The sequence below is a fragment of the Duncaniella sp. genome (assembly GCF_029054785.1).
In the GTDB taxonomy this organism is placed as follows: Bacteria; Bacteroidota; Bacteroidia; order Bacteroidales; family Muribaculaceae; genus Duncaniella.
Genome location: NZ_JAIDEN010000136.1, coordinates 1 through 10,783, shown reverse-complemented (window position 1 = coordinate 10,783; position 10,783 = coordinate 1). Strand labels below are relative to the sequence as shown.

Genomic DNA, 10,783 nt, shown 5'->3' with positions numbered 1-10,783 from the left:
CCCCTACAATGAACGCGAATATGATGACGATTACTATACACAGCCCGGAAAGCTCTGGCGTCTTATGAGCCGGGAGGACAAAGAAGCCACATGCAGCAACACCGCGGCTCAGATGGAGGGAGTACCCCTGTTCATCAAGCAGCGCCATGTCAGAGCCTGCCATAATGCTGATCCGGAATACGGACAGATGCTTGCCGACGCTCTTGCCATTGATCTTGCCGAAGCCCTTGTGGCAGAAGATCCGGCACATCCCGTCTGGGACAAACGCCAGAACGCCGGATAAAAGCACCTTTGACAGCAGAACTTGCCGATATCGGCAAGTTCTGCTGTCTTTGCCTTATCTTTTAATCAAAGTTTTGCCGATAGAAGAAACGGGCTACGCAACTGGCCGATGATAAAAGGCTATCTTATGAAAACAATACTTTCGCTCAGGTTTTAACTATTGTTATTAAACGACCTCTAAACTCACTTCAACCATCTCCCAAGCCGCTATCTTGTCATGGCGGCTTTTTCATATTCCTTGCGGTGGTTCATCACGCCTTTCATGTTTTTCAGCGCCCACTCCGTGAGCTGCATGATTAGGGGTATGAGTGATTTGCCGGTGTCAGTGAGCGTATATTCCACTTTCGGAGGCACCTGCGCATAGACCTTACGGTCAATCAGTCCGTCGGCCTCAAGAGTCTTGAGAGTCCCGGAAAGCACACGTGTGGATATGTCAGGTATCAGCCTGCCGAGCTCGTTGAAACGGACTGTCCCCTGTCCGTCAATCTCAAGAAGCACGAGCAGCGACCATTTGTCGCCGAAGCGGGCCACGACATTGCGGATCGGACATATCTCAATTATCGAATTTGTCTCTTCTTTTCTCTTCATTTCAGATACACTTTATTTTGCAAAGTTACTGACAAATCCGGACATATAAACCGCCTTGCAATTTTTTCTGAAAAATTTTCTGCCGCAAATGGCTGCGCGACAGCAAAAGTGATAAAAAGGTTACTATCTGACAAAAAAGTAACTTCTTGACACGCCTGGAATTGCAACGTAACTTTGCAGCGTAAATCAAAACAGAAAACACCAAATCAACACGCAGTCATGAAACAGATCCGTAAACTCTCGGAAGCTAAAAACTTCAGCGCAATCAATCTCGGCAAAATAGCCGGCATCAAAGACTATGTCCTCGAACTCGGCCCGGAAATCAGAATCCCCGGCAAGGTCTTCGGCGGACAGGCAGTCGGAACAACAGGAAGCGAATTTTCCTTTCAGGTCTTCGCACCGGGTCAGGAAACAGGCTTCCTGCACACCCACAGAACTCACGAAGAACTCTACTTCTTCCTCAGCGGAAAGGGCGAGTTTCAGGTTGACGGAAAAGTGTTTCCGGTGGAGGAAGGAAGCGTCGTGCGCGTGGCTCCTGACGGAAAGCGCTCGGTGCGCAACAACGGGACAGAGCCGCTTGTGATGCTTTGCATGCAATATCGCGGCGAAACCTTCACCCCCGCAGATGCCACAGACGGAAATATTCTGACCGAAACAGTGGAGTGGTAAGCGGTCGACTTCTCAAGCAATGTCGAAAATCGAAGAAGATTCCAAACCGAAATGCCTAAAGTCAAAGTCGAAATGCAAACCGAAGTGCAAAACTTTATTCGAAAAACTTTGGTAATAACTAAAAAATCACTACCTTTGCGCCCGAAAAAGTGTGCCTGACTGATTTTCAGCGGGCCGAAACAAACACCAATCACTAATTAATCAACCAAAATGCATTACGAAACCGTTTTCATTTTAACTCCCGTTTTATCTGACCAGCAGATGAAGGAAGCGGTAGAAAAATTCGAGAAGGTGCTGACCGACAACGGCGCATCAATCGTAAACGAAGAAATCTGGGGCCTTCGCAAGCTTGCTTATCCCATCCAGAAGAAATCTACCGGCTTCTACTCACTCGTTGAGTTTGACGGCGATCCGACCCTCGTCAAGAAACTTGAGACAGCTTTCCGCCGCGACGAACGCGTACTTCGCTTCCTCGTGTTCCGTCTCGACAAGTATGCTGCCGAATATGCTGAAAAGCGTCGCAGCAACCGCGCTAAAGAAACAACCACAGTTACTGAAGAAGCAAAGGAGAACTAAATCATGGCACAAGCATCTGAAATCCGCTACCTCACTCCCCTGTCGGTAGACGTAAAGAAGAAAAAATACTGCCGTTTCAAAAGAAGCGGAATCAAATACATCGACTACAAGGATCCCGAATTCCTGAAGAAGTTCCTCAACGAGCAGGGCAAAATCCTTCCCCGCCGCATCACCGGCACTTCGCTCAAATTCCAGCGTCGTGTGGCTCAGGCCGTTAAACGTGCCCGTCACCTTGCCCTCCTCCCCTACGTTACCGACTTGATGAAATAACTTTAAAAGCTATCAGGAATTATGAAGATCATTCTCACAGAAGACATCGCCAACCTTGGCTACAAAGACGATGTAGTCGAAGTCAAGAACGGATATGGTCGCAACTACCTTATCCCGACCGGCAAAGCAGTGATTGCAACCGAATCAGCTCTTAAAGTTCTTGCTGAAAACCAGCGTCAGCGCGCCCACAAGCTCGCCCGCATCAAGGCTGAAGCCGAAGCTGCCGCAGCCGCTCTCCAGGACGTTAAGCTCACAATCGGTGCAAAGACCTCTTCTACCGGCACTATTTTCGGCTCTGTAAACGCTATCCAGATTGCAGAAGCTCTCGAAAAACTCGGCCACAACGTGGACCGCAAACTCATCTCGCTCGACCCCGTCAAAGAAGTCGGCAACTACACAGCTACCATCAAGCTTCACCGCGATGTTACTGTAAACGTGCCCTTCGAAGTTGTTTCTGAATAATTTTCATTCAGGACCGCTTCTGCGGAAAAAGCATACAAATTCTCAGGCGACCCTATGCCAGCATAGGGCCGCCTGATTTCTTCTGAGCAACCCGCAATCAAACCGCAATCCGCAATCAAACCCCGGAACTTCACACACATCCCGTTGAGATGACTGCTTGCCTGCAATTGAAAGACGAGTGTGATAAATAAATTTTAACACTTGCTTTTTTTCATCCTGTTCATCGGCTAAAGCATCCCATAGGTAGATAATCAGGCATGACCGATTAAACTTTTACGTAACTTTACAGTCAGAATTGACAGTCAACAATACGAGGTTGTTAAATACAATCTCTAATTCACCAACCAACTCACAGAACTGAAAAGAGAACTGAAAGAATGACACGTTTCAACCGATTAAAATTGCTGTTCGCCCTACTTTTGATCTCCATCACAACCACTGCCGCAAACATCAGCGGCATTGTGAAGGATTTCGACACAAAAGAACCGCTCCTTGAAGCAGCAATTAAACTCATCACCGCCAAAGACAGCGCTTTCGAGGCGGGAACTACAACAGACATTGACGGCAAATTCACACTGTCAGGCGTAAAAGCCGGAAAATATATCCTCACCGTAAGCTACATCGGATATGCCGATCTTGAAAAACCGGTCACCGTCGGCCCGTCCAATATCCGTCTCGGAGTCCTCAGTCTGAAAGAATCGTCACACATGCTCGGCGAAGTCAGTGTTGTTGCAGTCAAGACTCCCATCAAGGTCATGGAAGACACCGTCGAATACAATGCTGACTCGTATCACACACAGCCGAACGCAGTTGTTGAAGATCTGCTCAAGCGTCTGCCGGGCGTAGAGGTCGGATCTGACGGAGCAATCACAGCCAACGGAAAAACCGTCAGCAAATTCCTTGTCAACGGAAAAGAATTTTTCAGCGATGACCCGCAGGTTGCATCCAAAAACCTTCCCGCAAACCTTATTGACAAACTCCAGGTGGTCGACCGCAAAAGCGACATGGCCCGCCTCACAGGTGTCGATGACGGAGACGATGAAACTGTCATCAACCTCACATTCAAAAAGGGTATGGACCAGGGTTGGTTCGGAGCTGCCGAGACAGGCTACGGCACCGATGACCGCTACATGGGATCGTTCAACGTCAACCGTTTCTGGAACGGTAACCAGGTAACACTCCTTGGCAACTTCAACAACACCAACCAGATAGGCTTCACCGACAGCAATGGCAGCCGCTTCCGCCGCTTCGGAGGCAACAACGGCATCACCGAATCGCGCGCCCTCGGTCTGAACTTCAATGTAGGCAAGGAAGAGATCATCCGCGTAGGCGGCGACATCATGTGGAGCAACACTGACGCAAAGACCATCACCAAACAAGAGCGCCAGTATCTCTTCGAGGACTACTCGACCTACTCGAAAATCAACAAGGCCGTCCGCGACCGCGGCAACAACTTCCGCGGTGATTTCCGAGTACTCTGGAAACCCGACTCATTCAACACCCTTGAATTCCGCCCCAACTTCTCGCTCAACTTCAACAAGTCAAATGACCACGAAGAGACCGACTATTTCAACTCGTCCATGCAGCATGTCAGCAATAACACCGCGACAAGTTACAGCAATGGCGACTCATATGAATTCGGAGGCCGACTGATCTACTCGCATAACTTCAAGCGCCATCGCGGACGCTCATTCTCGGTCTCAGGACAGTATAAATACTCCAACGTTGTCGAGACCGGAACATCAGTCAATGACTTCATCCGCTATATCATGGAAGAAGATCCCGACAACTCCGAGGACAATTCCGACCTTCTGAACCAGTATTCCGACAACCACACATGGAGCAATCAGGTGATGGGTCAGTTCACCTGGACAGAACCGCTCGGAAATGTCAGCAACGGCAACTTCCTCACCTTCAGCTACCGCATGAACTATCGCTGGAACAACGCCGACAAGCTCGTCTATGATATCCCCGATGACTATGAATATGACATCATGCCACCGGTCATCCTCAATCCTGACGGCACCCTCACTCCTGAGGAGCCGAACCCCGACTATTCAAACCGCTACCGCAACAACTCATTCAACCAGAACATACGGCTTGGCTACAAAAAAGTGACTAAAAACGCCCGTCTTGAAGCCGGTCTGTCACTCGTGCCGCAGATGTCGAAGTCGATATATCTTGACAACTCAGACAAAAACATCGACCGCTGGGTCTGGAACTACGCGCCATTCATCCGCTACCGTTACAAATTCAGCAAACGCCGCTCAATCCAGGTGAACTACAACGGCAGATCGTCACAACCCTCGATGTCTCAATTGCAGCCTGTGGCCGACATCTCCAACCCGACAAACATAATCCAGGGTAACCCGAACCTTGATCCGTCGTTCAACCACAACCTAAACATCCGCTTCCAGGATTTCAACACCGAATCACAGCGAAGCATCATGCTCATGGGCGACTTCCAAATGACACAGAACTCCATCATCTCCAAATCAATCTATGCCGATGACGGTACTCGCACAACAACCTATACTAACGTCAACGGTGTCTGGAACGGACGATTGATGAACATGTTCTCAATGCCACTGCGCAACAAGAAGTGGACCATCACAAACCACGCCTTCGTATCGGCCAACCGCAATGTCGGTTTCAACAACGCGCAGCGCAACGCCTCTCTCTCTCTCCGAATCAATGAAAGTCCCGGCATCACATTCCGACCGGACCACTTTGAACTTGAACTGCGTCCGCGCTACACATTGCAGAAAACCTACAACAGCGTACAGAAAAACGCCGATATGGCAGTCCACTCCTACGGTGGCCGCTTCGACGGAACATACTATACACCCTGGGGTCTGACACTCCAGACTGATGTCAACTATTCTGCCACTTCCGGTTATGCAGCCGGCTATGACACCAGAACATGGATGTGGAACGCCACAATCTCACAGCAGTTCCTGCGCAACAAGGCCCTCACCCTTTCGGTAAAAGCCTATGACCTCCTGAATCAGCGCAACAACATCCGCCGCAACGTGACAGCCAACTATATCGACGACACAAGCTACAACGCTCTCACCCGCTACTTCATGGTGACTCTCAGCTATCGCTTCAACACATTCGGTAAAGGCAACGAACCCAGCACTCCGGGTGGCGGAGACTTCATGCGCCGCGGCGGTGGCCCCGGCGGTCCAGGCCGTGGTCCGAGATAAAATCTCCGGCCGTAGCCGACTATCAAACAACACAAAACAACCGACGCATCTGAATCCTTTTTTATGTTCAGATGCGTCGGTTGTTTTAGAGGTTGCAAAACCGCCACGCCACAACCCAAGCGATTATTTTCCTGTAAGGATTGCCTTGATGTCGTGAAGTTTGTTGAGAGCAGCCATCGGCGTGAGATTGTTGATGTCAAGATCGAGGATCTCATCACGCAACTGGGCAAGCACCGGATCATCAAGCTGGAAGAATGACAACTGGACACCTTCCGCGCCGTCAGCCACGCTTGACAGGTTCTTGCTTACCTGCTCATCGCTCTCACGGTTGACCTTTTCAAGATGGCGAAGCACCTCATCGGCCCGCTTCACGATTGTCTGGGGCATGCCTGCAAGTTTGGCCACATGAATACCGAAACTGTGCTCGCTGCCTCCACGGGCAAGTTTGCGCAGGAACACCACCTTGCCGTCGATTTCCCTCACGGACACATTATAATTGACCACCCGGCTGAAACTCTTCTCCATCTCGTTCAGCTCATGATAGTGAGTGGCAAAAAGAGTCTTCGGATGGATGGAGGCATGTTCATGGATGTGCTCGACGATGGCCCATGCGATCGAAATGCCGTCATAGGTCGAAGTTCCGCGCCCAAGCTCGTCGAAAAGAATCAGAGATCGCTGGCTCATGTTGTTGAGAATCGAGGCCGCCTCGTTCATCTCCACCATGAATGTCGACTCGCCGAGCGAGATGTTGTCACTTGCACCGACACGGGTAAAAATCTTGTCGACGATTCCGATGTGGGCACTGTCAGCCGCCACGAAACTTCCGATCTGGGCCAGAAGCACATTCAGCGCGGTCTGTCGCAAAAGAGCTGACTTACCCGACATGTTAGGTCCGGTAATCATCATCACCTGAGTGCCGTTGTTTGACAGAGAAACAGAGTTGGTGATGTAAGGTTCGCCCGGAGGCAGCTCTCTCTCGATCACCGGATGGCGCGCCTCGACAAGCGAAAGCTCAAGCGAATCGTCGACCACAGGGCGGTTGTAGCGGTTCTCAAGGGCCACACGGGTGAAGGAGCTGAAGACATCGAGCTGGGCAATCATCTGCGCGTCAAGCAGAATTGCCGGGATATATTCGCAGAGATCCTGCACGAGCGAGGTGTAGATCCGCTGCTCGATTATGGCGATCTTGTCCTGTGCGCCGAGGATCTTTTCCTCGTATTCCTTAAGCTCCTCGGTGATATAGCGTTCAGCATTGACCAGAGTCTGCTTTCGGATCCACTCCTGAGGCACCTTGTCGCGATGAGTGTTGGTCACCTCGATATAGTAGCCGAACACATTGTTATAGGCAACTTTCAATGACGGAATGCCCGTCAGAGCACTTTCGCGCTGCTGAAGTTGCAGAAGATAATCCTTCCCCTTGAAAGCGATCTCGCGCAGCTCGTCGAGTTCGGCATCGACACCTTCGCGGATGACAGGGCCGCGGTTGAGAGCCGTCGGCGGATCAGGCGAAATCTCACGTTCGATCCGTCCGGCGATCTCGGCACACGGGTTAAGCTGACGCCCTATGCTCTCCAGAGCAGGCTGGCCCGACGAAAGACAGATTTCCTTTATGGGACCTATCATCGCAAGAGCGTGGCGCATCTGGATCAGCTCACGCGGATTGACACGTCCGGCAGAGACCTTGCCGATCAGGCGCTCCATGTCGCCGATCTGCGCGAGAGCCTCTTTCAGATCGTCGCGCTCGGAAGGCTCGCGGAAAAAATATTCGACAATGTCAAGTCGCTTGTTGATCTCCCTCGCGTCTTTCAGCGGGAAAAGCACCCAGCGGCGCAGCAGACGCGCTCCCATAGGGCTGACCGTCCGGTCGATCACGTCAAGCAGACTCTTGCCGTCCTCGTTCATCGACTGCACCAGCTCAAGGTTGCGCACTGTAAAGCGGTCGAGTCTGACAGCCTTTTCCTCTTCGACACGGGCGATTGAGGTGATATGGGAAATGTGGGTGTGCTGGGTGATGTCGAGATAATGCAGGATGGCACCCGCGGCAATCACCGCCGAAGGCATCGCATTGATGCCGAAACCTTTCAGCGAACTTGTCTCAAACTGTTTGAGCAGACGGTCCATCGCTGCATCTTCGGTGAAAATCCAGTCGTCAAGCTCAAATGCAAGATAATGTTCCGGAAAACTTTCGGCCAAGAGTTTTTTGTTCCCACGCTCGACGAGAACCTCCTTCGGCGCAAACTTGCCGAGAAGTTTCTCAATATAGTCAGACGAGCCTTCAGCAGAAAGAAACTCGCCTGTAGAGATGTCTAGAAAAGCGACACCGACGGTCTGTTTGCCGAAATTCAAAGCCGCGAGAAAGTTGTTCTCACGATGATCCAGAAGAGTATCGTTGATTGAAACGCCGGGGGTCACCAGTTCCGTGATTCCGCGTTTGACAAGCTTTTTAGTCGTTTTCGGATCTTCAAGCTGCTCACAGATGGCCACACGCTTTCCGGCTCTGACCAGCTTCGGCAGATAAGTGTCAAGCGCATGATGCGGAAAACCCGCAAGCTCTACGTACTGGGCCGCACCGTTGGCTCTCCGGGTCAGAGTGATCCCCAAAATTTCAGAGGCCGCAATAGCATCCTCAGAAAAAGTCTCATAAAAATCACCGACACGGAAAAGCAATATGGCATCCGGATGTTTCTCCTTCATGACCATATATTGCTTCATCAACGGGGTCTCAACTATTTTTTTTGCCATATTATTTAGAGCTTATTTAATCACAACCACTTATTATCAGATGCGTAGGCCGCACTCACCGGCATCAGGCATCCTTACTTTCCAATTACAATCTTATAAAACCGAGATTCAGTGACCTCTAATTGACTACAAATTTACAACTTTTTCCCTTTTACAGCGACTGAATCCGGCAAATAATACTAACTTTGCCGTTGTATATCACATCAGTCAACATTACAACTTAACACTTATAAAAGCCACAGACTCTATGAAATCATCTTCAGTTATTTCAGCAGGGCTGATCGCCCTTGCAATCGTCATTTCAGGTTTTTGCCTGAAAGCCGGCATTGACAACATCGCCTTCCGCGACCGTGAAGTAACCGTCCGCGGACTTGCCGAGCGGGAAGTGGAAGCCAATCTTGTCACCTGGCCGATCACCTATTCGCTTGCAGGCAACAACCTCCAGACCATCTATGACCAGGTCAGCGGCAACAATGAGAAAATCGTAAAATTCCTCACTTCCAACGGCATCAGCGCCGACGAGATTTCGGTCAATCCGCCCGACACCTATGACGCCACATCAAACCGCTACCGTTCCGACTCATTCAACTACAATTATTCGATCAACTGCACTGTGACGGTGACCACCACCAAAGTGGCCAAAGTACGCGAACTGCTCAACCGCCAGTCCGAACTGCTTAAAGAAGGGATAGCATTCTCCAACTCCTACATCAACTATCAGTTCACCGGACTGAACTCCATCAAGCCTGAAATGATAGCCGAAGCCACGAAAAACGCCCGTGCAGCCGCCGATCAGTTTGCCGCCGACAGCGAAAGCCGTGTCGGCAAAATCAAGACAGCCTCGCAGGGTCAGTTCTCGATTGACGACAGCGACTCCTCGACACCTTTCATCAAGAAAGTGCGCGTGGTCTCGACGATCGTCTATTATCTTGAAGACTAAAACCGACAGGGAGCTCTTCAGCCCTTGTCTCTGTCGTAATGGGGCATTTCAGCCGGAATAATCATTGAGATTTCAACCAAACCGGCAATCCTGCCCTCAACACGCCACGGTGTCTGGTAGATCATCTTCCGGACACCGTTTTTCGTTATGGTGTACGCGTTTGACTCGCCGGTTTCGAGCATCTGACGGATCTTGCGGACTGATTCCTCACCATGACAGGGGATCAGATTGCGCCCGCGCATGTCGCCATGCTTCGAAAAGGTCTCAAGCGCTTTTTCATTCATATAGACCACCAGACCGTCGGCATCACAGACGGTCACAGCACAGTTCATCTCAAAAGCCCAGTCGGGCAAGGTTTTTCTGATATCTTCCATTATCGTTATAGTTCATATCGGAGTTATAACTCGTGATACAGCCTCTAAAAACTGTCTCACAAATGTATCAAAAATTTATCACAAAATGTAAACCGGCGGAAAAATTCCGAAAACCAGCCGACAGAACAGACTCCCGCCCCAAACATCCGACAGCCTCTCAGGCTATTGTAAAATAAAAAAGGAGTGACATCACTGTCACTCCCTCTGAGCCGCGAGTGGGACTCGAACCCACGACCTTTTCGTTACGAATGAAATGCTCTACCAACTGAGCTATTGCGGCTTGATGACCTTTGCCCGCTACGATGAGAAGCGTATTCCGGTCTAAAAATCTGTGATTTGCGCTGCCGGGGTTTCCCCTGTTTTGCAGCGCAAAGTTACAAATTTATTTTCTATTTACCAAGGGTCTGCTTGCTGTATGTAAAGACGATTTTGGCCTTGGAGAAGTCAAGCGATGCCATGACCGGTTCTGTTACATACGGAGTTATAGAGCTGACCTGAGTGGAAGAGGTTCCGTATCCGTAATAATAGTAGTAATAATCCGAAGAGGAGTTTACATAGAACGATACCAGCGCCGGACAGATTACAAATTCTTCATCCTCCTCTGTCGCCTCTCCTTTTTTAATGATGTCAAGGATGTAGTTGCGCATTGAGGAGAAGGTGTAGCTCTTGGT

Annotated in this window: 11 protein-coding genes and 1 tRNA gene; 7 read left to right on the top strand and 5 right to left on the bottom strand. The window is 50.2% G+C overall.

The window, feature by feature from the left end; all coding sequences use genetic code 11:
* On the top strand, positions 1-283 hold a 283-nt coding region (locus K2H17_RS08630; protein ID WP_300133785.1), incomplete at its 5' end, for a catalase-related domain-containing protein.
* 206 nt (positions 284-489) lie between these two features.
* Here K2H17_RS08630 and K2H17_RS08625 read toward each other — a convergent pair.
* The gene (locus K2H17_RS08625) at positions 490-870 is read right to left on the bottom strand and encodes a helix-turn-helix domain-containing protein (RefSeq protein WP_300133783.1); all 381 of its coding nucleotides are present in this window, start codon (positions 868-870) and stop codon (positions 490-492) included.
* Between the two features lie 219 nt (positions 871-1,089).
* Here K2H17_RS08625 and K2H17_RS08620 point away from each other — a divergent pair, with 219 nt between their 5' ends.
* The 5 genes from K2H17_RS08620 to K2H17_RS08600 all read left to right on the top strand — a co-directional run bounded on the left by K2H17_RS08620 (position 1,090) and on the right by K2H17_RS08600 (position 6,056).
* Positions 1,090-1,539: a cupin domain-containing protein gene (locus K2H17_RS08620; protein WP_300133781.1), complete on the top strand. Its 450-nt coding sequence runs from the start codon at positions 1,090-1,092 to the stop codon at positions 1,537-1,539.
* A gap of 210 nt (positions 1,540-1,749) precedes the next feature.
* Positions 1,750-2,115 carry a 30S ribosomal protein S6 gene (gene rpsF / locus K2H17_RS08615; protein WP_107031959.1) on the top strand — a complete coding sequence of 122 codons (366 nt, stop codon included), beginning with the start codon at positions 1,750-1,752 and terminating at the stop codon, positions 2,113-2,115.
* On the top strand, positions 2,116-2,385 hold the full coding sequence (gene rpsR, locus K2H17_RS08610; protein WP_172480316.1) for a 30S ribosomal protein S18: 270 nt from the start codon (positions 2,116-2,118) through the stop codon (positions 2,383-2,385).
* A 21-nt stretch (positions 2,386-2,406) separates the two neighbouring features.
* Positions 2,407-2,847 (top strand): 50S ribosomal protein L9, encoded by a 441-nt coding sequence (gene rplI, locus K2H17_RS08605; protein WP_300133777.1) that lies wholly within the window; start codon positions 2,407-2,409, stop codon positions 2,845-2,847.
* A 377-nt stretch (positions 2,848-3,224) separates the two neighbouring features.
* Complete coding sequence (locus K2H17_RS08600) at positions 3,225-6,056, top strand: TonB-dependent receptor (protein WP_300133775.1); 2,832 nt, start codon at positions 3,225-3,227, stop codon at positions 6,054-6,056.
* 123 nt (positions 6,057-6,179) lie between these two features.
* On the opposite strand, the gene mutS is transcribed toward K2H17_RS08600, so the two are convergent.
* Positions 6,180-8,798: a DNA mismatch repair protein MutS gene (mutS, locus tag K2H17_RS08595; RefSeq protein WP_300133774.1), complete on the bottom strand. Its 2,619-nt coding sequence runs from the start codon at positions 8,796-8,798 to the stop codon at positions 6,180-6,182.
* A gap of 247 nt (positions 8,799-9,045) precedes the next feature.
* Between mutS and K2H17_RS08590 the strand changes: the two genes are divergently transcribed.
* A complete protein-coding gene (locus K2H17_RS08590; RefSeq protein ID WP_300133772.1) occupies positions 9,046-9,738 on the top strand; it encodes an SIMPL domain-containing protein in 693 nt (230 codons plus the stop codon).
* A gap of 17 nt (positions 9,739-9,755) precedes the next feature.
* Here the strand turns inward: K2H17_RS08590 and K2H17_RS08585 are convergent, their stop codons facing one another.
* From K2H17_RS08585 to K2H17_RS08575, 3 genes are all read right to left on the bottom strand, one after another.
* Positions 9,756-10,112: a PAS sensor protein gene (locus K2H17_RS08585; RefSeq protein ID WP_300133771.1), complete on the bottom strand. Its 357-nt coding sequence runs from the start codon at positions 10,110-10,112 to the stop codon at positions 9,756-9,758.
* A gap of 207 nt (positions 10,113-10,319) precedes the next feature.
* Positions 10,320-10,392: transfer RNA gene (locus K2H17_RS08580), tRNA-Thr, on the bottom strand.
* Between the two features lie 109 nt (positions 10,393-10,501).
* On the bottom strand, positions 10,502-10,783 hold a 282-nt coding region (locus K2H17_RS08575; protein WP_300133770.1), incomplete at its 5' end, for a hypothetical protein.

Excerpts from the sequence above, each read along its gene's own strand:
- K2H17_RS08625 (WP_300133783.1), bottom strand. The coding sequence starts at position 870 with ATGAAGAGAAAAGAAGAGACAAATTCGATAATTGAGATATGTCCGATC.
- K2H17_RS08620 (WP_300133781.1), top strand. The coding sequence starts at position 1,090 with ATGAAACAGATCCGTAAACTCTCGGAAGCTAAAAACTTCAGCGCAATC.
- rpsF (WP_107031959.1), top strand. The coding sequence starts at position 1,750 with ATGCATTACGAAACCGTTTTCATTTTAACTCCCGTTTTATCTGACCAG.
- rplI (WP_300133777.1), top strand. The coding sequence starts at position 2,407 with ATGAAGATCATTCTCACAGAAGACATCGCCAACCTTGGCTACAAAGAC.
- K2H17_RS08600 (WP_300133775.1), top strand. The coding sequence starts at position 3,225 with ATGACACGTTTCAACCGATTAAAATTGCTGTTCGCCCTACTTTTGATC.
- mutS (WP_300133774.1), bottom strand. The coding sequence starts at position 8,798 with ATGGCAAAAAAAATAGTTGAGACCCCGTTGATGAAGCAATATATGGTC.
- K2H17_RS08590 (WP_300133772.1), top strand. The coding sequence starts at position 9,046 with ATGAAATCATCTTCAGTTATTTCAGCAGGGCTGATCGCCCTTGCAATC.
- K2H17_RS08585 (WP_300133771.1), bottom strand. The coding sequence starts at position 10,112 with ATGGAAGATATCAGAAAAACCTTGCCCGACTGGGCTTTTGAGATGAAC.